Origin of the sequence: Jeotgalicoccus sp. ATCC 8456 (genome assembly GCF_016313225.1) — a bacterium.
In the GTDB taxonomy this organism is placed as follows: domain Bacteria; phylum Bacillota; class Bacilli; order Staphylococcales; family Salinicoccaceae; genus Jeotgalicoccus; species Jeotgalicoccus marinus.
This window is the reverse complement of sequence record NZ_CP066224.1, coordinates 1,740,055-1,766,063: the sequence shown is the minus strand read 5'-3', so window position 1 is coordinate 1,766,063 and position 26,009 is coordinate 1,740,055. Positions and strand designations below refer to the sequence as shown.

Annotated in this window: 26 protein-coding genes and 1 tRNA gene; 9 read left to right on the top strand and 18 right to left on the bottom strand. The window is 35.2% G+C overall.

Annotated elements, in window-relative coordinates; translation table 11 throughout:
- Positions 1-12: 12 nt before the first annotated feature.
- The gene (locus tag JEM45_RS09145) at positions 13-1,410 is read right to left on the bottom strand and encodes a YfcC family protein (RefSeq protein WP_198687350.1); all 1,398 of its coding nucleotides are present in this window, start codon (positions 1,408-1,410) and stop codon (positions 13-15) included.
- Between the two features lie 185 nt (positions 1,411-1,595).
- Between JEM45_RS09145 and JEM45_RS11020 the strand changes: the two genes are divergently transcribed.
- Positions 1,596-1,700 carry a sodium/glutamate symporter gene (locus JEM45_RS11020; protein ID WP_198687986.1) on the top strand — a complete coding sequence of 35 codons (105 nt, stop codon included), beginning with the start codon at positions 1,596-1,598 and terminating at the stop codon, positions 1,698-1,700.
- Positions 1,701-2,017: 317 nt separating this feature from the next.
- Here the strand turns inward: JEM45_RS11020 and JEM45_RS09135 are convergent, their stop codons facing one another.
- Entirely contained in the window at positions 2,018-3,859 is a 1,842-nt protein-coding gene (locus JEM45_RS09135; RefSeq protein ID WP_198687349.1) for an ATP-binding protein, read from the bottom strand.
- A gap of 34 nt (positions 3,860-3,893) precedes the next feature.
- Positions 3,894-5,120 carry an HNH endonuclease signature motif containing protein gene (locus JEM45_RS09130; RefSeq protein ID WP_198687348.1) on the bottom strand — a complete coding sequence of 409 codons (1,227 nt, stop codon included), beginning with the start codon at positions 5,118-5,120 and terminating at the stop codon, positions 3,894-3,896.
- Positions 5,121-5,196: 76 nt separating this feature from the next.
- Between JEM45_RS09130 and dcm the strand changes: the two genes are divergently transcribed.
- Positions 5,197-6,981 (top strand): DNA cytosine methyltransferase, encoded by a 1,785-nt coding sequence (gene dcm, locus JEM45_RS09125; RefSeq protein WP_198687347.1) that lies wholly within the window; start codon positions 5,197-5,199, stop codon positions 6,979-6,981.
- Between the two features lie 732 nt (positions 6,982-7,713).
- Here dcm and JEM45_RS09120 read toward each other — a convergent pair.
- The 5 genes from JEM45_RS09120 to JEM45_RS09100 all read right to left on the bottom strand — a co-directional run bounded on the left by JEM45_RS09120 (position 7,714) and on the right by JEM45_RS09100 (position 10,891).
- Positions 7,714-8,097, bottom strand: coding sequence for a VOC family protein (locus tag JEM45_RS09120; RefSeq protein ID WP_198687346.1), 384 nt, complete (start codon positions 8,095-8,097; stop codon positions 7,714-7,716).
- 14 nt (positions 8,098-8,111) lie between these two features.
- Positions 8,112-9,185, bottom strand: coding sequence for an ABC transporter permease (locus tag JEM45_RS09115; RefSeq protein ID WP_198687985.1), 1,074 nt, complete (start codon positions 9,183-9,185; stop codon positions 8,112-8,114).
- Positions 9,185-9,907 carry an ABC transporter ATP-binding protein gene (locus JEM45_RS09110; RefSeq protein ID WP_198687345.1) on the bottom strand — a complete coding sequence of 241 codons (723 nt, stop codon included), beginning with the start codon at positions 9,905-9,907 and terminating at the stop codon, positions 9,185-9,187. Before JEM45_RS09110 ends, JEM45_RS09115 begins: the two co-directional genes overlap by 1 nt.
- Before the next feature lie 72 nt (positions 9,908-9,979).
- Positions 9,980-10,051: transfer RNA gene (locus tag JEM45_RS09105), tRNA-Val, on the bottom strand.
- Between the two features lie 66 nt (positions 10,052-10,117).
- A complete protein-coding gene (locus tag JEM45_RS09100; RefSeq protein WP_198687344.1) occupies positions 10,118-10,891 on the bottom strand; it encodes a serine hydrolase in 774 nt (257 codons plus the stop codon).
- Between the two features lie 115 nt (positions 10,892-11,006).
- Here JEM45_RS09100 and JEM45_RS09095 point away from each other — a divergent pair, with 115 nt between their 5' ends.
- The 6 genes from JEM45_RS09095 (at position 11,007) to JEM45_RS09070 (ending at position 14,979) form a co-directional block, all read left to right on the top strand.
- Complete coding sequence (locus JEM45_RS09095; protein WP_198687343.1) at positions 11,007-12,320, top strand: MFS transporter; 1,314 nt, start codon at positions 11,007-11,009, stop codon at positions 12,318-12,320.
- A gap of 14 nt (positions 12,321-12,334) precedes the next feature.
- A complete protein-coding gene (locus JEM45_RS09090) occupies positions 12,335-13,279 on the top strand; it encodes an ornithine cyclodeaminase family protein (protein ID WP_198687342.1) in 945 nt (314 codons plus the stop codon).
- Between the two features lie 186 nt (positions 13,280-13,465).
- Positions 13,466-13,936 (top strand): SLAC1 family transporter, encoded by a 471-nt coding sequence (locus tag JEM45_RS11015; RefSeq protein WP_370545425.1) that lies wholly within the window; start codon positions 13,466-13,468, stop codon positions 13,934-13,936.
- Positions 13,923-14,375: a tellurite resistance/C4-dicarboxylate transporter family protein gene (locus tag JEM45_RS09080; RefSeq protein WP_255527054.1), complete on the top strand. Its 453-nt coding sequence runs from the start codon at positions 13,923-13,925 to the stop codon at positions 14,373-14,375. Before JEM45_RS11015 ends, JEM45_RS09080 begins: the two co-directional genes overlap by 14 nt.
- A 71-nt stretch (positions 14,376-14,446) precedes the next feature.
- Entirely contained in the window at positions 14,447-14,725 is a 279-nt protein-coding gene (locus JEM45_RS09075) for a hypothetical protein (RefSeq protein ID WP_198687340.1), read from the top strand.
- 98 nt (positions 14,726-14,823) lie between these two features.
- The gene (locus tag JEM45_RS09070; protein WP_198687339.1) at positions 14,824-14,979 is read left to right on the top strand and encodes a hypothetical protein; all 156 of its coding nucleotides are present in this window, start codon (positions 14,824-14,826) and stop codon (positions 14,977-14,979) included.
- Positions 14,980-15,016: 37 nt separating this feature from the next.
- Here JEM45_RS09070 and JEM45_RS10965 read toward each other — a convergent pair whose 3' ends face one another.
- Positions 15,017-15,334 carry a nucleoside hydrolase gene (locus JEM45_RS10965; protein ID WP_198687338.1) on the bottom strand — a complete coding sequence of 106 codons (318 nt, stop codon included), beginning with the start codon at positions 15,332-15,334 and terminating at the stop codon, positions 15,017-15,019.
- Between the two features lie 76 nt (positions 15,335-15,410).
- The gene (locus JEM45_RS10960; protein ID WP_255527053.1) at positions 15,411-15,887 is read right to left on the bottom strand and encodes a nucleoside hydrolase; all 477 of its coding nucleotides are present in this window, start codon (positions 15,885-15,887) and stop codon (positions 15,411-15,413) included.
- A 175-nt stretch (positions 15,888-16,062) separates the two neighbouring features.
- Here JEM45_RS10960 and JEM45_RS09055 point away from each other — a divergent pair, with 175 nt between their 5' ends.
- A complete protein-coding gene (locus JEM45_RS09055) occupies positions 16,063-16,902 on the top strand; it encodes a PPK2 family polyphosphate kinase (RefSeq protein ID WP_198687337.1) in 840 nt (279 codons plus the stop codon).
- 189 nt (positions 16,903-17,091) lie between these two features.
- Here the strand turns inward: JEM45_RS09055 and JEM45_RS09050 are convergent, their stop codons facing one another.
- The 8 genes from JEM45_RS09050 to JEM45_RS09015 all read right to left on the bottom strand — a co-directional run bounded on the left by JEM45_RS09050 (position 17,092) and on the right by JEM45_RS09015 (position 25,965).
- Positions 17,092-17,457, bottom strand: coding sequence for a PH domain-containing protein (locus tag JEM45_RS09050; RefSeq protein WP_198687336.1), 366 nt, complete (start codon positions 17,455-17,457; stop codon positions 17,092-17,094).
- Between the two features lie 55 nt (positions 17,458-17,512).
- Positions 17,513-17,893: a RidA family protein gene (locus tag JEM45_RS09045; protein WP_198687335.1), complete on the bottom strand. Its 381-nt coding sequence runs from the start codon at positions 17,891-17,893 to the stop codon at positions 17,513-17,515.
- An 81-nt stretch (positions 17,894-17,974) separates the two neighbouring features.
- The gene (locus JEM45_RS09040) at positions 17,975-19,165 is read right to left on the bottom strand and encodes an amidohydrolase (protein ID WP_198687334.1); all 1,191 of its coding nucleotides are present in this window, start codon (positions 19,163-19,165) and stop codon (positions 17,975-17,977) included.
- A gap of 23 nt (positions 19,166-19,188) precedes the next feature.
- Positions 19,189-19,971 (bottom strand): hypothetical protein, encoded by a 783-nt coding sequence (locus JEM45_RS09035; RefSeq protein ID WP_026866103.1) that lies wholly within the window; start codon positions 19,969-19,971, stop codon positions 19,189-19,191.
- 11 nt (positions 19,972-19,982) lie between these two features.
- On the bottom strand, positions 19,983-21,332 hold the full coding sequence (locus JEM45_RS09030; RefSeq protein ID WP_198687333.1) for an IS1096 element passenger TnpR family protein: 1,350 nt from the start codon (positions 21,330-21,332) through the stop codon (positions 19,983-19,985).
- A 141-nt stretch (positions 21,333-21,473) separates the two neighbouring features.
- A complete protein-coding gene (gene aspA / locus JEM45_RS09025) occupies positions 21,474-22,883 on the bottom strand; it encodes an aspartate ammonia-lyase (protein WP_026866105.1) in 1,410 nt (469 codons plus the stop codon).
- A 22-nt stretch (positions 22,884-22,905) separates the two neighbouring features.
- Positions 22,906-23,994, bottom strand: a complete 1,089-nt coding sequence (locus JEM45_RS09020) for an aminopeptidase P family protein (RefSeq protein WP_026866106.1) — start codon at positions 23,992-23,994, stop codon at positions 22,906-22,908.
- Positions 23,995-25,965, bottom strand: coding sequence for a S9 family peptidase (locus JEM45_RS09015; protein ID WP_198687332.1), 1,971 nt, complete (start codon positions 25,963-25,965; stop codon positions 23,995-23,997). It abuts the gene before it with no gap.
- Positions 25,966-26,009: the final 44 nt, after the last annotated feature.

Genomic DNA, 26,009 nt, shown 5'->3' with positions numbered 1-26,009 from the left:
TTAATTACCCCTTTAGAATGGTCCATAGTTCACTAATACTGCAACTGCAACTGTTATGACACCTACTACTGTCCACATCAACACCAGTGGCCAAACGAATTTAAACCAACTCACAAATGAAACTTTACCGACTGCTAATACTGCCATCAGGACTCCAGATGTTGGTGTAATAATGTTTGTGATTCCATCACCTAATTTGAAAGCAATAACACCCGTTTGACGTGTAATATCTAACATATCTACAAGCGGTACTATGAACGGCATTACAATTGCTGCTTGCCCTGTACCTGATGTAATTATCAAGTTAAATAAGAAGTTGAAGAAAAATAATGTGATTGCGCCGAGCATTGGTGGTAGAGTATTTAATGGCTGGAACGCGTAGTTAACGATTGTATCTAGTACAGCCCCTTCTTCTAAAACAAGTACAATCGAACGCGCTAAACCAATAACTAAAGCACCATATACCATGCCTTGAGCACCTTTGATGAACACACTAACGAATTCATTTGGGTTAATCTTAGCTATTACAGCTACAACGATTGCTGCAAGTAAGAAGATTGCTGCAAGTTCGTTCACAGTCCATTCAAACTGAAATACACCATAAAGAAAAACACCAAGGAATGCGAAAAATACTACTAAAATAAGCTTGTGTCTGTTGGTAAACTTACCAAACTTAGGACTAGAATCCTCTAACTCATCCACATCTTCAAACTCAGTCATTTTTTTAGATGGATCTTTGGATATCTTTCTAACGTATAAACATATGTAGACGATTGTAATTAATAGTAGGACCACAAAAGCTGAGAACCTTAGCCAAGCACCAGAGAATAACGGTAATTCCGCTATGCTTTGAGCTAAACCAGTAATAACAGGGTCAAATGTTCCTGTTGCTACACCAGTGTATTGACCTAAGTAAACCATGGCCACACCAACAAGTGGATCTAGATTTAAACCTTTTGCTAGAATAATACCTATTGGAATAAATGCAATAATGGCGTTACCACTTATACCTGCCATATCCATAAAGGCAAAAATTAAGATGAATAAAATAACTAACGGATACTTCCGACCATTAGTCTTTTCAATTAAAGAGTTGATACCAGAATTGATGGCTCCTGTGTGTTCAAGAACAGCAACAACCCCACCAATAATGATTACCATGAAAATTAAATCCGCACTTTCGATTAAGCCATTTTGTATGGCTAAGAAAATGTCGAGTACGCTGACAGGACTCTTTTCACTCGCTTGATAAGTTCCCTCAATAACAATCTCACGACCGTCCATCTCCTCACGATCAAACTGACCAGATGGTACTAAGTAAGTTGCGATGGATGCTATAATTAGAATCCCAAAAATGATGACAAAAGCATCAGGTACCCCAAATCTTTTTTTCTTCTTTTCTTCTCCCACGTTCACCCTACGTTTTCAGAAAATTGTGATACAAAGATATAATAGCATAACGATTGAATAAAATATTGTGATTTTGGGATTTTATTATAATTAATAAATTGATATTTGAAAAAGTGTTGAGCCTTAATCGGGAGGAGCTCTTCAATCTTATTTGGGTTAAGATGATCAGTATACAATTATAGGAAATAGCTGACTTAGCATTACAAATTTTAATAATTGTCACTGTAGTTGTAATATTTATATTGCTATACACAATCTTTGTAGTATTTAAATTACTCGGTAAAAACTAAGATGCTGTATCTAGGTTGAATGGTATGACCAGACATGCCCTAGGAACTACCCTACTGTTTTGGGAAACATGAGTACTCTTACAGAAAAATTTGGTCAATCTGGAGTTGTATTCTTGGTAGAGATTATTAATAATCCAATAACCGTATTCTTTATTAATTTGTTTGGATAATAAAAAAGATAAAAAAATTGTATTGGACCCAAAAAGCTGAACTTTATGGGTCCAATACAATATGTTTGGTGGTTATATTATTGATAACTAAGTCCTTCAAAGTCAAAATATTTATACTAAAAATTAATATATAAGGTATTACAACTATTACTTTTTATTAATGAAACTACTAATAGTTGATAACCATTCTCCTTCTATCTCATTCTCAGTATCTATCTCCTTCATCTGAGTGTAGGTCATATTTTTTACAACAATATTATTCAATTTCTTTTTCACTGTTCTTTGGTTATATTCGCTATTTTCAGAAATTAATTTTGGTATGTCACTACTATTATTTCTATTCAATAATACTTCACCACTTAGAGAGAAATGATTGTTAATTGTCTCAGAATGTATATAGTTTTCCATTTCTCTTTTCGATGTCAAGAAAGCAACTGATTCATCATTTCTTTCATTTACTTTCTTACAATACTTTAGGTATTTAGGTGCTTTTCCCAATTCTGGATCATCTTTGTCATAAATATGAACCTCAGGAATACCAAGTTTAGCTAGATACTGATCTTCAACCCATCCAGAAAGTGTATCGCCACCACAAGGAATAATAAGTGCATTTTCACATTCTTTTAAATTAACAATCTCACTATTTTCCTTTGACACTATTTCACTTATGTTTTTAAGAAAAGAAATATCGTTTGGTCCTTCGACAAATATCGCAACCCTAATTTCTTGATTACTAATAATTTTTTCACTAGCAACCTTAGAATAAACACCTAAAGTATTCGCTATTTTCTCTAAAATATCTTCACTTTCTTGACCAGTATAAATTCTTTTGGATTCATTTTCATTTATTATTAATCTCATTGAGTCCGTCGGTAAAGATTCTGCAAAATTAGGAGTATGTGTAGTTAGAATTACTTGTGTATTTGATCTTTCACTTAATCTCAGCAATGTGTCCGATAGCAACTTTTGATTATCTGGATGTTGTGATGTTTCAGGTTCCTCAATAGCATAAACTATACTCTTTGTGGTTTGTTTTTCTGCTGTTGCTCTAAAAAAATTCAATAATATTAGACGTCTTACACCACTACCTCGTTTATTTAGTGGAATGCCTTTGTCAGAATCTAAAGTAAGTTTAAATAGATTTGCCCATTTAGGTGGATTAGAGAAGCTAGGAATTAATTCGTCAGCTAAAGTTGGATCCATTTCTTTTAATTTACTTATCGTTTCTTTTGCTACTCCCAATGCTTTTTCTTGCACTGTCGTCTCAATTTTTATCAGGTCATTCCTAACCTCTTCAATTGCTTCTTTTATTGCGCTTTTCATAGGATCTTGAACCTCATTATCACCATCCAAACTTGGTCGGTCAGCTTGAAATAAAGTGAAAACAGGTAATTCCTTAGCAATCTTATCCATGAGTACATCTGAATCGCCTTTACTTAGTTGAATATGATGCAAACTTTTATAATTAATATTACAGGTATCGAATAGGTTTTCTCTCATAACACTGTTGATTTTTTTATTACATTCAATTTTCCTAGATTTTATTTGTTGAAGTAACTCACTTTGGGTTAGTTGAATAAAATATTTATTATTCACTTTACCATCATCTGGATAATAACAAACTAATCTTATCTCTGGCTTTAAAGTAGTTTTTGAACTGTCGTATACTTTATGGATTTCCAATAGATTATCTTCATTTAATAAATATTCTTTACTTAGGGATGTTCTCACAGTCTCGTCTAGTAATATTTCTCGAGGGTAGTCACTAAATACACAACCTATTGTTATCTCTTTCTTTTCACCATTTACATTACAATCTTTTTGATCTATTTTTACATCCTGATTATTAAAAAATATTTCTAGGGCCTCAAGTAACGTGGATTTACCAACGTCATTTTTACCAATGATAGTAGTTAAGTCATTAAAACTTATTTCAGTTCTTTCTTCATATGACCTAAAGTTATCAATAATTAATTTTTCCAGTCTCACTAAACTATCCCCCCTAATAAATAAGTGTACATTCTTATTTTAATTTATTATATACAAATTCTATTAAGTCTTCTTTTCTATTAGAATTGGCAACAAAATTTTTAACATAATTTTCTGCGGTAGGACTATTATTCAAAATGTTTGATATGATGTTTTTCTGATAATTTACATTAGCTCTTTTTGGTGTCAACGCCCTATGGCAAGTTGGACACAATTTCACCAAATTCTCTAATACATCCCCGGCTCGGTCTGAGCCAAAAGAAATGACATGATGTATCTCAAGGTAATGCCTATTGCTATCTCTCAGTAAAAAGGATCTATTCTCAATAGAGTACTCATTCTTACATGATGAGCATTCGTCAGGTAAAGTTGCATTGGCAATATTCACTATTGTGGCATTTCTTACGTAATCACTCTTCTCAATATTCTCATAATCAAATTCTAGATCTAAGCGTAGTTTTTCTATCTCTTTAGTCATTTGTTTAGGTGAAAGAATATTCATAAAATCTTTACGACCTAAAATATTTTCTTGATAGAATAGAATTCTTTCCATAAAAGATCTAGTTAGACTGTTACTTAAATTAATTGTCGATATTCTCATACTGTTACTTTTTAATATCTCATATTTATAACGATTTATACCATAAAGATTTTTTCTATATCTCTCGTAGAACCACCTTAAATTTATTCTTAATTGTGAATTCCTAGATTTACCTTGTATATATTCTGGCTGTAATTCTCTAAAGTTTAAATTCAATTGATTGGAGTCTTCTAGTGATATTAATAGACTTGTAATATCTTTGATATATTGATTAGAAATATTATCCTCAATTATATCTACTGCATAATATCCTCCTGTAAAATCTTGGCTTCCTCTAAAGCAGAAAATACTAGTTATGATTATTTCTCTAAAATCTTCCTGTGAATAATCAAATCTAAGTCTCTGCATTTTTGAAAATAATTTTTCTAATAATTTATTTCTTTCTATTTTAATGTCATTATGTAATTTTACAAAATGTGTAGAAGATCCCTTTATCTCAAAATCTAGATCTGTATAATCTCTCATTAAACTATTATTGTTACCTACAATTTCTTTATCTAGTTTCTTTTCTAGAAATTTACTATTCCTATACGAAATACTCAAACTATAATGTTCTTCAAATTCCAATTCTTCGGCACTTTTATTCTTCTCAAGATTAAAATATATTGTTGAAACTTTTTTTAGATTTTCTGAATCTAAAATATCACTTATTTTCTCCATAAAATCATACCTTTCTCTTGAATTATTGAATTTTGAGGGATATAATTTATACACCTCAGAAATGGAGTAATTAAAAATGATTAAATATAAAGTACTAGATTTATTTTCAGGTGCTGGTGGCTTTTCATATGGTCTAGATTCTTTAGAAGAGTTCGAAACATTGGTAGCTTCCGATTTTAATTTGGCAGCTCTTCAAACTTTCTCTAAAAACTTTCCAAATGCTAAAACTATATATGGTGACATTTCCAACCCTGAAATTAAACAAACTATAATAGATGAATCAAAAAGACTTGAAATAAATATGGTAATTGGTGGACCACCGTGTCAAGGCTTTTCAAACAAAGGTAAAAAGTTAGGTCTTAATGATGAAAGGAATTATTTATTCCTAGAGTATTTAGATATTATAAAAAATTTGAATCCAGAAATCTTTATAATTGAGAATGTTAAAACAATGTTGACTGCCGCTGACGGATATTTTATAAAAGAGATTCAAAAAAGAATAAATGATCTCGGATATATTTTGAACTATGATGTTCTAAATAGCTCAAACTACGGAGTTCCACAAAGTAGGCAACGAGCAATACTAATTGCACATAAGTTTAAATTAATACCAATGCCTGAAAATATTGGTCAAATTCAAACTGTTCGGGATGCTATTTCTGACTTATCATACTTAAATTCCGGTGAAGGTAGTCATGTTAGTACTTACATCACTAAGTCCCAAAGTGACTATCAAATTGAAATGAGAAAAAATAGTGATAAATTATATAACCACATTGCTACCAAACATAGTGAATTAGCATTAAAAAAGTTGTCTTTAATCCCTCCGGAAAAGGGTAAAGAGTACTTACCTGAAAGTTTAATAGGAAAACAAAAGTTTAAAACCACTTGGTCACGATTGGAATGGGATAAGCCAAGCCCTACTATTGACACTAGGTTTGATACCCCATCTAATGGTAAAAATTCTCATCCATATTTAAACAGATCCATAACACCTAGAGAAGCTGCACGTTTACAAAGCTTTCCTGATAACTTTGAATTTGTCGGTAACAAGACATCTATATGTACACAAATTGGTAATGCTGTTCCCCCATTACTATCACGATCTATTGGCAAAGTAATTATTAACAGTTTAAAAAAAGATGATATTATTCACGATAATAATTATACTCTTCATAACAACGATGCTTACAATTTAATTGAAGAATTGGTAAACAGTGAAATTATGGTTAATCATATTATAACTGATCCACCTTATAATATATCTAAACCTAATAATTTCTCTACCTTGAAAACAGCTAAAAGAAAAGGTGTCGATTTTGGAGAATGGGATAAAAACTTCGATTTATATCTATGGATAAATCAATATTCTAAAATTCTTGATAAAAATGGATCCTTTATAATTTTCTGTTCATATAGATCTATAAGCTATATTATTGATGCACTTGAAGAAAGTGGATTGGTTGTAAAAGATGTTTTAAAATGGGTGAAAAGCAATCCCATGCCACGTAATATAAATAGAAGATACGTCCAAGATACAGAATATGCAGTTTGGGCAGTTATGAAAGATGCAAAATGGATTTTCAATAAACCTTACGATAAATCATATTTACGCGCTGAATTTAGAACATCCACAGTTTCTGGAAAAGAGAGAACATCCCACCCAACACAAAAATCTTTAAGACTGATGGAAGAAATTATTTCTATTCATACTAATGAAAATGATACAATTCTTGATCCATTCATGGGTTCTGGTACAACAGGAGTTGCTTCTCTCAAAAACAATAGAAAATTTATTGGAAACGAAATTGATAAAGATTACTTTGATATTGCATCAAATAGAATGAATTATTTATCTTAAAAACTTAATTTTCGGAAGTGTAATAAATTATTGTATCTATTTCTTGTAACAGCTCGCTCACTTTAATTAATTCAATATTTTCAGATTCTGATATTTTTAATATTTCGTGATCGAAATAAATATTACTAATTAAAAGTACGATCATAGTCCTGCCATGTTTTGTTTCTATAAATTTTGGAAGAGTTCTCATCACTCTAATATAATCATTATAAAAGATAATATTCTCTTTTAGTTTTTGGGAGAGCATTTTCTTATAGTTTATGTATTCCATTCTATGTGTTATGACCTAAATCACCAGCTTTTCATTGTCTTTATAATTAAATTAGATCAAATTTTCTCACTATTTTCAACTCAATATTTAATGCTTATTAATTTACGTTAAAATCTCTGATAAATCTTTTAATTCATACCCTCCTTAAATTTAAGGGGGGCTTATTTTTTAAGAGAAATTTAACATTAACAGCCAGCAATATTATATAGTAAAAATACTTCTATTCTGGTAAGCCCTATTTTATTTCTCTCTACATATTATTAACAATCCAAAAATTCCTCCTCTGAAAACCAATTAGACATTAACATTAAATTTCAAATAACAAAATATTTATAACTAGTGAAAGAAGGTTTATTCCTTTCTCAAAATCATCTTTATTAATTTCCCGTAACGCTATCAAATAGTAAGCACACTTAAACTAAAACCCCACCAATGTATTCTCACTGGCGGGGTCATACTACTTACTCAACTGGTTCTCCTACTGCAAAATAATTACCTTGACCGTCTTGGAAGTTGAACGTTTTCGTACCTGGAATTTCTACTAGTTCTCCAACTTCGACTCCTTTATTTTTACTTTCCTCATAGAGGGTCTCAATATTTTCTACTTCAAACATCAAGGATGGTGTTTCTAGGCTCACTTCCGGACTGTATTTTCTTATGAAGTCTTTTGAAAACAGCGTCATGCTTGTTTCTGCATAATCATTCGGTGCAAGGTCATAGCCCTTAAAGTCTTCCGGCAGTTCAATTGTTTCTTTTACAACAAAATCAAACTTCTTCGTCCAAAATTCTTTCGCCGCTTCAACATCTTCTACATACACCATCACACTCTGAAGTTTCTTAAACATGTCAGCCTCCTATTTTATACTTTACGATATTTTCTTAAACCGAAGATATCTAGTAAAGTGAATAACACAATAAACCCTACAAGAATCAATAATTCTTGCCATATTGCTATAAAGCCGTTCCCTTTTGTCATTACTTCAGTCAATGCTTCTCCTGCATAAGTTAGTGGAAAGATGTACCCAATTACTGATATCCAATCTGAAATATTTTCTAAAGGTATGATACCTGAGAAAAATACTTGAGGCACAATCACTAATGGTATGAACTGAACCATCTGGAATTCTGTGTTTGCAAAGGTGGAAATGAACATTCCAATAACTAGGGCAGCCATTGCTAAGAGTATCGTTATTACAAATACCCATATAATATTACCTGCAATCGTCATATTCAATAGATAGATTGAGTACAGTACAATGATGATCGTCTGTAAAATTGCATAACCACCATACCCCCCCATATAACCAAGCACAACATCTCGTCTTTTAACTGATGTTGCTAGCATTCTTTCCATGGTACCCATCGTTCTTTCTTTCAGCATCGACATACCTGAAATTAAAAAGACAAAAAAGAAAACAAAGAAGCCCATGAGAATTGGAAACATCTTGTCAAAGAAAGTTGAATCCTCATCACCATACAAATAGCTTTCTTCAACATCCATTGCAGGCATCGTCTCATCACCAGGCATGTTATTAAACATTTCCTGTGCAGTTTCTCTTGTTGTAGATTGAACTGCAGTTTGAATGACCTGCTTCGCTGCGTTGGTTTGAGACGGATCTTCGTTATGATATGTCACTGTAATTTGATCATCGTTTATGTCCATGTAAGCATCTAAATTATCATTATCTAACAACGTATCCAAGGTAGGTTGTAAGGCGTAAGGGATGACTTCTACTTCCTCAGGCATATTTTCTATAAATCGTTCATCAATTGTATCTGGAACACCAATACGTACATTCAAATCATTATTCACATCAAAGACAAAATACATCAATGTAATGACAAGAAGTGGTGCTAACAACATTAAGGCTAGTGTTCTCTGATCCCTATATAATTCTAAGGCAACTTTTTTAGCAATTGCCGTCAATCTGATCATGTTGTCACCTCCAGTTTCAAGAACACATCCTCAATGGAGTTTACTTCAAATTGTGTCATCAGTTCTTTTGGTGTACCGTAAGCGTATATTTCTCCATTCACAATGAGTGCGACCTTATCACAGCGTTCCGCTTCACTCATAACATGTGTCGTGACAACAATGCCTTTCCCTTCATCTCTTAAAACTCTTAGCTGATCCCATATCGTTTTCCTCAATTTAGGATCAATACCAACGGTCGGTTCATCTAGGACGAGTAAATCTGGTGCACCAATTAAAGAGATTGCCAAAGATAATCGTCTTTTCATACCACCTGAAAATTGAGAAACAACTTTATTTCTTGAACTACTCAGGTCAACTAGTTCAAGATTCTTATCAATTTCGTGATTGAGCACATCACCTTTAAGTTTCTTTAACTTACCAAAGAATGCCATATTTTCATGTGCGGTCAAGGTCTCATAAAGTGCCGTTTCTTGACCCATGTAACCAATTTTGTTCATCATTTTTCGGTTCGGCATCTTTTTGTTCATGAAATACGCCTCACCTTTGGTTAGCTCTTCCATGCCTAGAAGTGTTCGAATACATGTCGTTTTGCCGGAGCCACTCGGCCCAATTATACCGAGTATTTCCCCGTCATATATATCAAGATTGATATTATTTAAAACCTGCTTAAAGAAGAAAAACTTATCGCCATCAATCAGTGATGCAATTTTTTCAGCCATTTCTATCACTACCTTTTAATCTACCTATATTTACAAAAAAGACCGGAACGTCTAAAGCGTTCCGGTCATCTATGATTCCGAGTGGGATTGAACCACCGACCCCTTCGATGTCAACGAAGTGCTCTCCCGCTGAGCTACGGAATCACGAGTCAGCATATCATCTACTTTAAGATAGAACGATATATAAAGCAACTCTATAACCGGAAATTACTACTCCATTTCAGCTTTCAATAAATGCCCGACTTCAATGAGAAATTGACGTCCATCTAAGTTTGTCGGCCAACCTTGACTGAGGACTGCAAACTTTAATATTTCCTTATCCATTTTAAATATGCCGACATCATGTTCTAGCTTATCGATTGTACCACTTTTTGATGACACAGTGATATGATTTTCTTCACCACCATCATCCAAAGTACCACCAACTCGGTCGTTAAATTGTTGTTGTCTTAATAAGCGTTTCATTCTATCTCTAATGGGTTGTGATATATACTCATTATCTTCATATATTAAATTAAGTGCTGTCATCATACCTGATGCTGTCGCAATATTATACATTTTATTAGGATCTGCGTTCATATTCATATAATGACTTTTTAATTCGGTATCCCTTAGACCCCACTCTTTAAAGTCTTTGTCCATCTGATCAAAGCCGACATAATCCATTAGTACATTTGACGCAGTGTTATCAGACACAATTAGTGCAATGGTCACTAGGTCATGTAGCGTCATTGTTCTAGTATCTTCCATCGAATGTAAGACACCCGATCCCATCACTTTCTTACTCGCATCGAGCCTTGGGTTTTCATCTAGTAATTCACCTTTTTTTAAGGCGGATAAACATAAAGGAATTTTCGTTATGCTTGCTGAGCGAAAGATATGATCTTGCCGATGTGTATATACTTTCCCTTGATATTCAATTTGATAGGCTATATTATCTGTTGCTTGCTTTGATACTAATGCTTTTAATTTCTCTTCTAACATCGTCATCCCCCTTCATTTGATTATAATCTAAAAATTCTATCAACTCAATGACAATACAGCTTTATAATGTCCCGAAATCATGATAATGTAATCGTATACAAAGGGGAGGTTTACTATGGATAAAAAACTACGTGCAAAAGTTTTATCTGCAAGTTTAATTGGGTCGTCGATTGAGTGGTTTGACTTTTTCTTATATGCTGCTGTTGCTAGCATTATTTTTAACACTCAGTTCTTCGTCACTGATGATCAATTTTTATCAACAATATTAGCTTATTTTGGTTTGGCACTATCATTCTTCATTCGTCCACTGGGCGGGGTTATTTTTGCCCATATCGGAGACCGTGTCGGCCGTAAAAAAACATTAATTATTACTTTAAGCATGATGGGCTTAGCGACTGCAGGGATTGGTCTTTTACCTACATACGCTTCAATTGGGGTCGCGGTACCTCTTTTACTACTTCTTTTCCGTTTAATTCAAGGTTTAGGTATTGGTGGAGAATGGGGCGGGGCTTTACTACTCGCAACAGAGTATGCACCAAAGAAGCAACGTGGGCTCTTCGGTAGTTTCCCACAAATGGGTATTCCGATTGGCTTAGTCTTAGCTTACGGTTTTTTCTTCTTATTAACTTGGGCTATGCCTGAAGAAACTTTTCTAGCTTGGGGATGGAGAATTCCGTTTATCTTTAGTTTACTACTTGTAGTTATTGGTCTATTAATCCGTAAAGGGCTAGATGAGACACCTGCATTCCAAGAAATGCAAAGAGAAGCTGCTAAAAAGAATGAGGTTCGTCAGTTACCAATCGTTGAGATCTTTAAAAAACATCCAAAAGAAGTACTGATTACATCAGGGGCTAAATTCGTAGAAACTGGACCATTCTATATATTTACTACTTTCATTGTTGGTTATGGCGTTGCGACACTTGATGTATCTTTCGAATTTATGATGTTATCCATCATGGCAGTTTCCGTCGGAACAACGATTATGATTCCGATTATGGGGAGTTTATCCGACAAAATTGGTAGAAGGAAAATGTTCTTAGTCGGTGCTGTGGCAATGTTAATCTACGGCTTTCCATATTTCTACATTGTCAATACACATGAACCTGCTTTAGTTATACTCGCGACCTTCTTAGGCCTTGTAGTGATTTGGCCGCCGATTACTGCGATTCTCGGTACGATGTTCTCTGAATCTTTCAGTAAAGAAGTACGTTATACTGGAGTCACACTCGGTTATCAAATTGGTGCCGCAGTCGCTGGGGGATCTGCACCATTGATTGCTGAATTCTTAATGAATCAGTTTAACGGTTCAAGTATCCCTGTATCACTTTACATTATTATGACCGCTATCGTTTCAATTGTAGCTGTCATGGCGATACGTGGGGAAAATGCTCAGGACCGTGAAGATCGACTTAAAAATATTGAAGCTTAATAGGAGTGAATACTTTGATTACATTGACAGACAAAGAAATTGAAGAAAAGTATAAAATTACGCATGCCATTGAAGATGTTAAAAGTATCCTTGATGACTATAAGAATGATCAGATCGTAGAATCCATTCGTACTGTACTACCGGCTGGTGAAGATAATTCTATGTTGTATATGCCTTGTATAAGTATCAGTAGTCAAGTTTCCATTATTAAAACAGTGTCTATTTTCCCAAGTAATAAAAATATGCCAACGACCCAGGGTAATATCTTAGTCACTGACTTAACAGACGGCGAGCATAAGGCGTCGATGGATGCATCTTACCTAACACGCCTACGTACAGGTGCGATGACAGCTATTGCGACAGATAAGCTTGCCACAGAAGATGCTAGATCATTAGGAGTCATTGGTACAGGAAACATGGCATTTGAACAAGTTCTCGGCGTTATTCAAGTCAGAGATATCCAAAGAATTTACTTGTATAATCGTACAGAAAGTAAGGCGGAAGACTTTAAAAAACGCTTAGAAGATTTCGGAATTTGGTCTGATATAGAAGTCGTATCCGATGTCGATGCACTCGTCGAAATGAGTGACATCATCAACTGCGCAACACAAAGTAAAACACCAGTTTATAACGGTGCACTTGTAAAACCAGGTACACACATTAATGGCGTCGGCTCATTCACACCTGAAATGAGAGAAATGGATCATAAAATCGTCGAAAGAGCTGATCAGATTTATGTAGACGACATGCATGGTGCCAAAGAAGAAGCCGGGGAACTCATTGATGCTGTAGATAAAGACATCATAAGCTGGGATGACATCAAAGGGACATTAGCAGATATTTTTGATGGTGACTACCTTCGCCAAAACGATGAAGAAATCACACTTTACAAATGCGTTGGTGCCGGATACTTCGATCTTGCAGTTGCTAACGGTGTAATGAAGATGTTTGCTGAATAAGATATAATATAAAGCGCGTACCGCATTTACGGTACGCGCTTTACTGTAGAATTTAGAAAGTGTGATACACATGATCAATTTTTTAAAACGACAAACAGAACACTTTTACCCAGGCTATTTTGCCATGGTCATGGCAACTGGTCCACTCTATTTGTCTGGTATTTAGGTTATCATTTATTTGCAGAGATTTTACTCTACTTAAATATCGCGGTCTATTTTGCCTTAAAAGTATTAAACATCATCAGACTTTCAGTTAATACAAAGGCTGTCTGGTTAGATTTCATAAATGAAATCAAAGGGCCTGGTTTTTTCACTTTTATTGCGGCAAGTTCCGTGATTGGTAGTCAGTTAAGCATAATTTCTAATATGCCAATTTTAGGTTTTTACATATGGGTCCTCATACTCATTTTATGGATCGTTTTAATATATAGTTTTTTCACCATCCTAATTATTAAAAAATCAAAACCCTTAATAAACGAATCAATCAATGGCGGTTGGCTGTTACTTATTGTCTCAACACAATCCTTAGCCATACTTGGTGTACTTATGCAGTCACCATCAAACTATGAAGACATTATCATGTTTATATCACTCTGCCTCTTCTTTTTAGCATGTATGCTGTACCTAGCAATCATTCATTGTTTTGATTTTTTATAGATTAATGTTTTATGAAATGGAAGCTATGTCGCTCACACCACCCTACTGGATTAGTATGGGTGCCTTAGCAATTACCACTTTAGCTGGAGCCGTTTTCATTTTAAATGGATTAGGACTCATCTTGGAATTTGAATCATTCATAAAAGCCACTACCCTCTTCTTCTGGGCATTTGGGACATGGTGGATTCCACTACTCGTTGTGCTGGGCGTATGGCGTCATGTCATCAACAAAGTACCTCTAAATTACAGCCCAGATCTATGGGGGATGCCTTTCCCTTTAGCAATGTACACTGTCGGAACCATAAATTTATCTCAAGCACTAGAACTATCTTTTCTTATGATTATCTCAGACATCACTTTTGTGATTGCCTTGATAACTTGGATATTAATATTTATAGGTATGATTGTGCATCACGGGAAAAGGTTAAGAAGACATTGAGAATATTTGGATATATTATGATAAGTACCATCGTCTATCCAAACAATCTAGAATAAAGGAGCTGATGCAGAATGTGGTTTGCTATAATTGTCATTCTGGCAATTGGTGTAGGTGCACTCAGCACATTCTTATCTCATAAACAGGATATGGAGAAAATCCGTTTAAAACAAATAGATAAGGAAATAGAATTAGAGAGATTGAAACAAGAGAATTATCTGTTAGAGAATGAAGAAATGCAAAAGGTCCTTGATCGAATTAAGGCAGATAATAGAAAAATTGAAGCGGAGAAAAATAGTCCTTGGTTAATTCAAGAAACTAGAGAAAGACAAGTCACTAAAACTGAAGATTAAGAAGGACGTTTTATATAACTATATAGTGGTTAATTACAAACTAGAAGGTGTTTGTAATTAAGAAGTTTCTTTAAAAATATATACCGCAAGGTTTAAGCATGTTTGCAATAGTTTTAGCATCAAGAATCGCGCTAAATGATGGTAACTTTGAGTCAACGCATCTTATCACAGCTACAATTATGGCTATCGTTTACATGCCAACTATGGCATTTTTAGATTCACACCCAATGTTAAATGACAATGAAGATAATTAAGCAGTCACTTAGGCAATGATTCCTAAGTGACTTTTTCTTAATACATCCTTATACACTCTTCGACTAAATCAAAAAATCTATCATTATCTATTCCAGTTCCTACTTTTGCGTTTGGTTCTTCTTTTAAGACATTCGATTCATCACACACAGTTCTACCGTATGATGGTCCTCTATTGATATCCACTTCTACAAACATCTCTTTAACTTCAAATAAGCTCGGATCAATCAGATATGCTATTGTTGTCGCGTCATGAATTGGCCCCGCTTCTAAACCAAATTCTTCATATTGAGTCTTTAAAGTGAATCTAAGTAAGTCTCCAAACAGTTTTCCTGCCTTATTCCCTACTGCCTCCATTCTCTATATTACTGTTGGAGTACAGAGGGTTTGATTTGTCACATCAAGGCCCATCATCACGATTGGCACACCTGATTTAAAGACTACATGCCCCTTCAGGGTCTGCTAAAATATTAAACTCCGCTGATGGCGTGAAGTTCCCATTACCATAAGCTCCGCCCATCAAGACAATCTCTTTAATTTTCGGTAAAATTGCTGGCTCTAATTTCATTGCCATAGCAATATTTGATAATGGTCCTGTTGGTACAAGTGTAATGTCCCCATCGCTATTCATCAGTGTATCAATAATGTATTGCACACCATGCTGTTCTTTAGCTGAGCGCTGAAGTTCATCGAACACTGGACCATCGATACCTGATTCACCATGAACATTGCCTGCTACTAATTGTTCACGCACAATCGGTTCAGACATCCCACCGTAAATGTCTACATCTATATCTAATAACTGTGCAACACTTAAGCCATTTCGTACAGTATTATCTAAGGTCTGATTCCCAGACACAATCGTAATTCCGAGTAAATCAATCGCAGGATGGGCATAAGCCATTAACATTGCGACAGCATCATCGTGACCAGGATCACAATCTAAAATAATCTTTCTTTTTCCATTCTATATCTCCTCTGTTTTTCGCCTTAAATTCACACTTATTACATACCCATAATTAATGAAATTTATCGTGTTTCTAACTAGTTGATAGGGGTAAATATTTGAAAACAGAGGTGATAATATGAATTTATCTAATTATAAAGTACCAGGTACTAAAGATATAAAATTAAAAGATTATAAAACAAGTGAGGGAATGAAAAAAGATAATGATGACATTAAAGAAAATATCATTCCACCACTTGTTGAAAAACTAAAAAATTTACATTTAAAATTAAACGCTGAAGAAGAACACGGTATTATGGTCGTCTTACAAGCCATAGATGCTGCTGGTAAGGATGAAGCAATTTCTTATATATTTTCTAATTTAAATGCTCAAGGTCTAAAAGTTACTTCTTTTGGTAAACCATCAGAAGTGGATAAGAAAAAAGATTATCTACGAAGAATTCATGCAGGAGAACCAGATCGTGGTGAGATTGCGATTTTAAATCGTTCTCACTATGAAGAGATCATTGCCACTAAGGTCCATAATCTACTGGATGACGAAGACGATAATATATTTGAACAACGTTATCGACAGATTAATGATTATGAAAGATATATATGTGAAAATGGCTTTACTGTCATTAAGTTTTTCTTCAATATGTCTAAGAAAGAACAGAAAGATAGACTATTAGAAAGAATGAAGAACCCTGACAAGCAGTGGGAATTCTCATTTTCTGATGTTGAGGAACGTAAGAAATGGAATCAATATCAGAAGGCGTTTGAAGATATGCTTAATAATACTTCCACCCAGCATAGCCCTTGGTACATTTTACCCGCAGATGATGAATGGCATAGTCGTCGAATTATTACAGAGGTTATGATCCATGTGTTAGAGAAAATTGACCCTAAACTCCCTGAGATTTCAGGTGAGGATAAAGAGAAACTGGAAAAGTATATTAAAGAATTGGAGAATGAATAGAGGATAACAGTTCTGTAAATATGGAGAGTGTTGGTTATGAATAAAGAAGAATTATTGAACTTAGCAGAAGAAATAAGTAAAGAATATCATGAGGATCTCAAAGAATTAGTTGATAGATAATTGCATAAAAATAAACGCTGCTTAGTAAACCCTATCAAGGATTCCTAAGCAGCTTCTTACAGAATTAAATTACAAAATAGCGTTAGCTAATAGTCTATCTATTTCCCTTATATCTATACCTTTACCAAGTTTAAGTTTTAAATGGCCCGCTCTAGTCCACAGCTCAACCTCAGCATTTACATCAAAAATACCTTTAGCATTCTCACTTGACCAAGCATTGATCGTGCTATAAGGGATTGAATAGACCTCTACTTTTTTACCTGATAGTCCTTGTGAATCTCCGAAGACAATTCTTTTGTTGGTGAATGTCACACTATCTCTGTATGTTTTAAAAGCAGTGACAAACCTTTCATCATCAATCATAATTTCTTCAACTTCTGCAGGTAACTCACATTTACTAAGTAAAGTATATTCAGGAAGATTGACACTAGACATATTAACACTCCATTTTTTTAAATATAATGTTTATGGCTTTATCATTTCAAGCTACTTATTGCTCCATATTAGCAACTGCTTCAATTTCAATTAGACAATCATGATGCAGTGGTGTTGTCGGCACAATTGCTCGTGCAGGTTTGTGATCTTTGAAATATTCACTGTAGATGACATTGATCTCATCCCAATACTTCACATCAGGTGTGTAGACACGGCACATAATGATATTTTCTCTAGTAATTTCAGCAGCTTCTAACACAACATCTAAGTTTTTTAGTGCTTGTTCAGTTTCAACCTTGATGCCACCACTCGGAATTTTCCCTGTTTCATTATCTATAGACAGCTGTCCTGAAATATAGAGTGTGCCATTATGCTCCATGGCAGGCACATAGTGTCCAGGATTGTTTTTTGAGTACTTTGTATGAATTGGTTTCATAGTTATCTCCTTCACACCGACTTATATTTTGATAGAGTCAACTCGTTTGCTTTTCACGTACGTGCAACACCTAAAGCATGACTATTGAATCTTATTCAAGACAATATCAGCTAATGCTTTTGCTGAAATCAGCAATGATTTTTCATTGACTTCGAATTTAGGGTGGTGGTTCGGGTAGGCATTTTCTACGCCTTCTGGTTTAGCACCGACAAAGATGAATGCGCCTGGTTTTTTCTCTAAGTAATACGCAAAGTCTTCTGAAGCAGCTTGTGGTTTGGCACGGTAAACTTTATGGAAGTATGTGCCTGCGCTCTCTTCTAAAGTCGCTTCAATTTCATCTATAATTTCTGGTGTGTTATATAGAACTGGATAGTCATAGACATAGTCTAAAGTGCAATCTACGCCGTAGCTTCTTTCTAGTCCTTCAACCAGATTTTTCATTTCTTCATAGACTGGTTCCATATTATCCATAGATAAATAACGTACTGTACCACGAAGTGTTACACTGTCTTGAATTACGTTGTAACCACCTGGTGCATCAAAGGCTGTAATTGACACAACCACAGAGTCATTTGGATCCATACGACGGGAGACGATTGTTTGTGCTGATGTGACAAAGTAACCACCTGCAACAAGTGCATCATTAGTAGTGTGTGGCATTGCGCCATGACCGCCTGAGCCTTGGATTTTAAGGTCAAAGTTTGAACGGCCTGTCATCGCTTCTTCTGCACACACTGTAATATCACCTACTTCAATCGTTGGGAAGAGGTGAATACCATATACTTCATCTAAATCATCTAAGATGCCTGATTCTACGATACTTTTGGCACCGCCTGGTGGAATTTCCTCAGCATGTTGGTGAATGAGCTTAATTCTACCTTTCCACTCATCTTTAAGATCGATTAAAGCTTCCCCTAAAATTAACATGTAAGCCGTATGACCATCATGTCCACAGGCATGCATGACACCTTCATTTTTAGATTTAAACTCAACATCTGCTTCTTCTTTAATTGGTAGAGCATCAAAGTCCGCACGCAGTCCGATTGTCGGTCCTTCACCAGCTCCACCTTCTATTTCCACGATAATGCCATAGCCATTACCCACATTTGTTGTCAGAGTCACATCTTTGTCTTTATAAAATTCTTCGATAAACTGTGCTGTTTTCTCTTCTTCAAATGATAACTCTGGATTTTCATGTAAATGACGTCTAATTTCAATCATTCGTTCTTCATTTTCTTCTAATTGTTTAAAAATCTTTTCTTTTAATGACATTGTTCATAACCCCTTTTCTTGATTTAATCGAAAATTTCTTCTTTAAAGAAATGGAACAGAACTAAAGGCAAGATTGCAACATTAGGAAGATAAGGCATAATTATGCCAGTAGCAAGGAATGTATCCCAGTTACCCTCTTCTTCTGTAAATAAAACTTGTCCGGCTTGTACTTTCTCTTTAAATCTCTCTAATTCATCTTCATCAAAGAGCTTTAATTTTTCTTCCATATATTCTTTATGGACTAATCGCTTAGAAATTGCATTAATAATTTGTGGTCTTGTCTTGTACTCTTCAAGGTCTAAGTCTAAGTTTTCTGCCACAAGATTCATGTGCTCTTCTGTTAATAATAAGTCATAATATTCGATAATTGGATAGTCTAGTAAATTTACAGTTGTGGTATATTCTGCATTATTCAACGTTACATTTGATACATTAATACCTTCTGGTAAGGGTGCTAAATGGATTGTTGAACCAAAGTTCCTTAATATCCCATCGATCACTTCTTCATGCATTACCCCTTCGCCGTCGCCAATGTATAAGAGGTGATGATTGTAAATTAAAAATGGATTATCATCAGGATTGAAAGGCAAGGTAATGATATTGTCACCTGTTAAGGCGTTAGAATAACGCTTGATTAACTCAATTTCTTCCATTTTTAAGCTATCTCCAAGTAAGGTGAGATAGTCATCCGATTTTGCTTCTTCTATTTTTTCTTCTACTATCTTATCTAGTTGGGATAAAGACTCTCCCACTTTATCTAGATGTAAATATGTTAAATACGTCTTATAAAATGTTGCTAGCTCCATCTCGATTCTCCTTAAGTAATTGGGCTACCTCTGTTAAATAGTTTTAGAAGCTGTTTATTTACAGCACTGACCGGATAGCGTTCCCTAAAGTTTTTATTTCTAACCTTGGCATAGGTGCTCACATAGTCCGGATGGTTTTTATCTTGTAGTATAGTGAGGATATCCTGAAGTTGGTCGATGTCACCGATACCTTCAATTGGGACTGGGCCACCGTAAGACAGGACTTTAGGTAGTGCCTTTTCTATATTTATATAGTCCTCAACTTCAATATCGACGACATAATAATCATCTGATGATGCCAGGTATTGAACTGGACCACCTTGTAAATACACATCCGCCATACGGACATTTTTCGGTGAGGATTCAAGATCTGTTAGAACTTCATCGTCCGTGACAAAATCTCCGCTCCCGGTATTCTGCCAACCAAATGCTTCAGAAATGACAATTTCTAATTCTAAGAGGTTTAAACGTGTTGGTAATTGAATTTCTCTATAGATCTCATCCATTCCATTAATAGACAACATAATTCGGTAAGCGTTGTAGTTTTCACTGACACGTGCTGTCGTCATATGGTTGATAGTTTTAAAGTCTATTTGTTTTAAGGTCGTCAATACATCTTCATGCATGATCAGGTAATCTTTATGAACCTTAACTAATAGGCCCATTTCTACAGCATCTTGCCAGCGTGGGTGATTTGCATAAAGGTAATCATCCTCTTTAACTTTATGCGCCACTTCATTGGCTAACTCCCGATCTAAGAGAGAAATCGCAAGTTCTAATGATTCTTTAGTCACAATATGAGCAGTGACTTCGGATAAATAATCGTCCTTATATTGTCCGATGGATTTAATATTTAATTTCGACATTACTTTTCGTAATTTAATGAAGGTCAGATTATTATAGAGCCAGTAGATTGGACCCTTAAAAATGGGTTCAAATCTTGACAGTTCACTAGGTTTAATCTCTTGTGAGTCTGGAATGTACATCGGTTCAAATGGGAAAATACCTGTTTTTCTCAGACCGTAATTTAAGTGATTGATGATATCTTCATGAATCACACCTTGATTGACATTATCCTCTAAAATGTACTGGTAGTCGATTAAGGTAGAGTATTTGTTTTGATTGTATGCAACCCTGTGGACTTCATCATGGCTTTCTTCTGCTGCTAAACGCCTGATGAGTTTGGCTTCTGCCATTGATAGATGTTCAAAAATTTCAGCTTGTAAAGCCGCATCACTAAGTTCTTTTAATTTATAGTCAATCAACTCATCCATACTCGTAAAATTTACAGAGTTAAACAAACTGGCTCTGACCAGTTCATGTTCTCCTAAATAAGTCTGATAGAAAGTTTGAATATCCATAGACATAATCCCCCAGCTCTTTGACTACTTTTATACTTACTATTTTACACTTATTAATCATAAAAATCTGTTGAGACAGTTTAATCACAAAAAAACACTAGTGATAAATCACCAGTGTTTAAAATTATGCGATTCTACTTCTTATTCTGGCAGTTTAGATACACCAATGTTCGTCATTTCAAAAGCATTTAACACATGATTTAACTGTTCTTCTGAAAGGACATCATATTTCTTACATATGTCTCTTACTGGTTCACCACTTGCCATCGCTTCACGTGCAATTGATGATGCTTTCTTATAGCCAATGTGAGGCACAAGTGCTGTGATTACACCGATACTCTTATCCACGTATTCCGACATCTGTTTTTCATTAGCTGTAATACCTGCAATACATTTTTCTGTAAAGACTCTAAAGCCATTGTTCATAATGTCTATGGATTGAAGTAGGTTATATGCAAGCACGGGTTCCATAACATTTAATTCAAACTGTCCAGCTTCTGATGCGAGACAAATGGTATTGTCGTTACCGATGACTTGGAAGGCAATTTGATTAATCACTTCAGCCATAACCGGATTCACTTTGCCAGGCATAATTGAAGAACCTGGCTGACGTGCAGGAAGATTGATTTCATTCAGACCCGCTTTTGGTCCTGAAGCCATCATTCTTAAGTCATTTGCAACCTTAGACATGTTCATCATACATACTTTAAGTGCTGCAGAAATTTCAGTATAGGCATCTGTATTCTGAGTTCCATCAACAAGATTTTCTGCAGATTTAAAAGGATAGCCTGTAAGGTTTCTAAGTTCTTCAACAACTGTATCAATGTATTTTTGGTCTGCATTTAAACCAGTACCAACTGCAGTTGCACCGATGTTGATTTCATAAAGATTTTCTAAAGCGTTTGATACACGGCGAATATCTCTTGATAAGACCTTAGCGTAAGCACTAAATTCTTGACCTAGGCGAATTGGTACGGCATCTTGAAGATGCGTACGTCCCATTTTAATGACGTGATCAAACTCCGTTGCCTTCGCTTCAAATGCTTGTTTCATCGTGTTCATCGTTTCTAACAAGCTTTCTGCACGTATTAAAAATGCAATATGGAGCGAAGTTGGGAAGGCGTCATTTGTTGATTGTGACATATTGACATGGTTGTTCGGACTCACAAAGTCATAGTCACCTTTTTCTCTTCCTAAGATATCAAGTGCACGGTTTGCAATGACTTCATTTGCGTTCATGTTTGTCGAAGTCCCAGCACCACCTTGAATTGGATCTACGATAAAATGACTGTGCCACTGACCGTCTATAATTTCTTCACTCGCTTGGACAATGGCATTTTTTCTTTCCTCATCTAAGACGCCATTCTCATGGTTTCCAATAGCCGCTGCCTTTTTGACCATACCAAGGGCTCTGATTAAGTCCGTGTTTAAACGATAACCTGTAATTGGGAAATTCTCTAAAGCTCTTAGGCTTTGAACTCCATAATAGGCATCATTATTAATTTCTTTTTCTCCAAGAAAGTCTGCTTCAATTCTTGTATCTTTCGTCATGTCTTCATACAGCTCCTAGGGTTTATTGTATAATCATCGATTCAAAATCTTTTGGAAATGCGTTGAGATTAATTGTATTATCATCTTCAATATACAACATATCTTCGATTCTGACACCGCCAAAATCAGGAATGTATATTCCTGGTTCTATGGTAATCACATTCCCCGCTTCTAACTTATCTTTGTTTTCACCATGAACAGAAGGTGCCTCGTGGATATCTAAGCCAAGACCGTGACCAATACGGTGCATGAAATACTCACCGTACCCTGCATCTTCGATAACCTGTCTCGCACTTTTATCGATATTTGAGAGTTCTGTTCCTTCTTGACTCGCTTTAATACCTGCAAGATTTGCATTCAACACTGTTTTATAGATTTCTTCTTGCTTTTCAGTCGCTTCTCCAACAATAAAAGTTCGTGTCATATCTGAAACATAACCTGTATCCGATACAACTCCGAAATCAATTAACAAGAAATCTCCTTTTTGGATGACGGCATTGCCCGTGTCACCATGTGGTAAGGCAGATTTTTTACCTGTTAATACACTTGGTCCAAAACTTGGTCCTATTGCACCATAAGATTTAAATTGTTTGACCAGGAAGTCTGACACTTCCATTTCTGTCTTGCCTTCAACAGTAAATGTTTTAAGATTCTCTAGTGCCTTTTCTGTCATATCGACGGCACGTTGTAATTCATTTTTGTCATGGTCATCTTTTATTCCACGTAAGTAATTGATGTGATTATCAAGGGTCTGAATATTCTCAGCTTGATATTGTTCAATCAACCTAAGGTAACGATCATAGATTAGATGACTGCCTTCGACTGCGATCGTCTTATCACTTGGAATTGTCTTAAAGACATATGAAAATGCATCTTCCTTATCATCATGTGGAAGGTAATGATCTAAATCCGTATTATTTTTCACTGTTTCACCATCTAGTGCTGGGTAAATCATCGTTGTTTCTTTTGACTGATTATCGATTAACAAGAGTAACAATCGTTCATGTGGGTCTAAGCGTACACCGGTAAAGTAAAAAATGTTTAATGGATTAGATATTATTGAATAATCCGCTTCGACACTTGCTGCTAATTCATCGATTTTGCTCGCCATCTATTTTCCCTCCTCAGAATATGAAATGTACTTATCAAACCATCCTGTGATTTGTTCTAATCTTGCGAGACGTAAACTCGGTTTTCCTGAACGTGAAAGCTCATGAGAAGAAGATGGGAAACGGACAAACTCAGTTTCCTTACCGTGATATTTCAACTCTATAAAGAACTGCTCTGCTTGTTCGATTGGACATCTAATATCTTCTTCACCATGTAAAATAAGTAAAGGTGTTTCAACTTGTTTCGCATATTTCAAAGGTGAGTGATGCCACAATTTTTCAAGATCATCAAGTCCAGCTAAAATCTGCCAATCTGTAAAGTAATAACCAATATCTGAGACCCCTCTAAAGCTAATCCAATTCGAAATTGAGCGCTGGGTCACAGCTGCTTTAAAACGGTTCGTATGCCCTACAATCCAGTTGGTCATAAAGCCACCATATGATCCACCTGTTACACCTAAATTATCTTGATCAATCCAATCATACTTATTGGTAATATAGTCCACTGCGGCCATAATATCTTTATAGTCACCGTTACCGTAATCCCCTCTTACAGCATCAACAAACTCCTGAGAATAACTGTGTGACCCTCTAGGATTAATAAATAATACGGCATAGCCTTTCGCTGCTAACACTTGCATCTCATGGAAGAACGTATTGGCATATAAGGCATGTGGTCCACCATGTATATTGGTTACCATCGGATAGATTTGACCAGCCTGATAATCAGCTGGTTTCATGAACCAACCGTGAACTGTCGTCTCATCAAAACTAGAAAACTCAATTTTTTCTGGATCAACGAGTGTTGTTTTCGATACGTAGTCCTTATTGACTTCGGTTAATTGAACAAGTTCTTCTGTTTCAAAATCAAATTTATATAGTTCACTCGGTGACACATGCGTTGAAATTGTTAAGTAGGCACCTGACTCATCTGCATCCATACCAAAAATGTTATGGTCGCCACGGTAAAGTGGCTTAATATGCCCATTAATGTCTCCTTGGTATAAGTTCACACTACCAAATTCCGACACGATAAAAACATACTCACTATTTGAAATCCACTTCGTCGGATTACCGTCAATATTTTGTTGGGTATCTTGTGCGACTAAGCCACCGACTGGTTTGTCGAGTGCTGTAGTGACATCAATAATATCGCCTGTAGTTAGATTCAAAACTTCGATATGTGGGTGTGTTGCATTCTTATATTGACGTGTCATCACTGTCATTAAAATATGTGACCCATCTGGTGATAATTCCGCTTTAAAGACATTCATGTCTGAACGTAACAATTGATCCGTACCGTTTTTACGTAAATACAGTTTAGAAGAAAAATTGAAATCTGGATTATCACTTTGATCAGTTGAGTAAATAAAACCAGTATCTGTTAAGTCATGAAGTTGATAGTTCGCTTCGCCTTTTAAGACCACTTCTGTTTCTTTAGTATGAATGTTTACTTTTTTAATCTGTGAATATTTCTCGGGAAATATTCCATATGGTGATGGCCCACCATCAGATTTATATTTCATTTTATTAATAATCGTCGGTTTCGGTGTTTTACTATCTTTTTCTTCTTCAGACTCTTTTGTGTCCTTTCCTTCTCTGACAGAATAATAAATTGTCTCATCATCTGAACTAAAGACTGGGTTAGATGCACCATCTTTTTCAAAGGTAATTTGTTCGCGTTCCCCACCTGTGTGACGGAGTATGAAGATCTGTGTTTTTTTGTCTTTATCAGGTGCTGTGAAGGCTGTCATATTTCCATTATAGGCATGACACACATTACCGATTACTTCATCTTTATATGTAAGTTGAATGTTGCCTTGGCCATTGTGAGAATGAAGGTAGGCATAGTACGTATCCTCGTCCTTATCAGTACGACTCGTTAAATACGTCACGCTCGAGCTATTTGGGACGACTTTTGGTGCAGAAACGGATTGTATATCAAAAATGTCTTCGATTGAAACTTTTGTCATTAAAAATCCCCCTTTTTAATTAATATAACACTCTTTAGTTCACC

Excerpts from the sequence above, each read along its gene's own strand:
- JEM45_RS09130 (WP_198687348.1), bottom strand. The coding sequence starts at position 5,120 with ATGGAGAAAATAAGTGATATTTTAGATTCAGAAAATCTAAAAAAAGTT.
- dcm (WP_198687347.1), top strand. The coding sequence starts at position 5,197 with ATGATTAAATATAAAGTACTAGATTTATTTTCAGGTGCTGGTGGCTTT.
- JEM45_RS09120 (WP_198687346.1), bottom strand. The coding sequence starts at position 8,097 with ATGTTTAAGAAACTTCAGAGTGTGATGGTGTATGTAGAAGATGTTGAA.
- JEM45_RS09110 (WP_198687345.1), bottom strand. The coding sequence starts at position 9,907 with ATGGCTGAAAAAATTGCATCACTGATTGATGGCGATAAGTTTTTCTTC.
- JEM45_RS09100 (WP_198687344.1), bottom strand. The coding sequence starts at position 10,891 with ATGTTAGAAGAGAAATTAAAAGCATTAGTATCAAAGCAAGCAACAGAT.
- JEM45_RS09095 (WP_198687343.1), top strand. The coding sequence starts at position 11,007 with ATGGATAAAAAACTACGTGCAAAAGTTTTATCTGCAAGTTTAATTGGG.
- JEM45_RS09075 (WP_198687340.1), top strand. The coding sequence starts at position 14,447 with ATGTGGTTTGCTATAATTGTCATTCTGGCAATTGGTGTAGGTGCACTC.
- JEM45_RS09070 (WP_198687339.1), top strand. The coding sequence starts at position 14,824 with ATGTTTGCAATAGTTTTAGCATCAAGAATCGCGCTAAATGATGGTAAC.
- JEM45_RS10965 (WP_198687338.1), bottom strand. The coding sequence starts at position 15,334 with ATGGAGGCAGTAGGGAATAAGGCAGGAAAACTGTTTGGAGACTTACTT.
- JEM45_RS10960 (WP_255527053.1), bottom strand. The coding sequence starts at position 15,887 with ATGTTAATGGCTTATGCCCATCCTGCGATTGATTTACTCGGAATTACG.
- JEM45_RS09055 (WP_198687337.1), top strand. The coding sequence starts at position 16,063 with ATGAATTTATCTAATTATAAAGTACCAGGTACTAAAGATATAAAATTA.
- JEM45_RS09050 (WP_198687336.1), bottom strand. The coding sequence starts at position 17,457 with ATGTCTAGTGTCAATCTTCCTGAATATACTTTACTTAGTAAATGTGAG.
- JEM45_RS09045 (WP_198687335.1), bottom strand. The coding sequence starts at position 17,893 with ATGAAACCAATTCATACAAAGTACTCAAAAAACAATCCTGGACACTAT.
- JEM45_RS09040 (WP_198687334.1), bottom strand. The coding sequence starts at position 19,165 with ATGTCATTAAAAGAAAAGATTTTTAAACAATTAGAAGAAAATGAAGAA.
- JEM45_RS09035 (WP_026866103.1), bottom strand. The coding sequence starts at position 19,971 with ATGGAGCTAGCAACATTTTATAAGACGTATTTAACATATTTACATCTA.
- JEM45_RS09030 (WP_198687333.1), bottom strand. The coding sequence starts at position 21,332 with ATGGATATTCAAACTTTCTATCAGACTTATTTAGGAGAACATGAACTG.
- aspA (WP_026866105.1), bottom strand. The coding sequence starts at position 22,883 with ATGACGAAAGATACAAGAATTGAAGCAGACTTTCTTGGAGAAAAAGAA.
- JEM45_RS09020 (WP_026866106.1), bottom strand. The coding sequence starts at position 23,994 with ATGGCGAGCAAAATCGATGAATTAGCAGCAAGTGTCGAAGCGGATTAT.
- JEM45_RS09015 (WP_198687332.1), bottom strand. The coding sequence starts at position 25,965 with ATGACAAAAGTTTCAATCGAAGACATTTTTGATATACAATCCGTTTCT.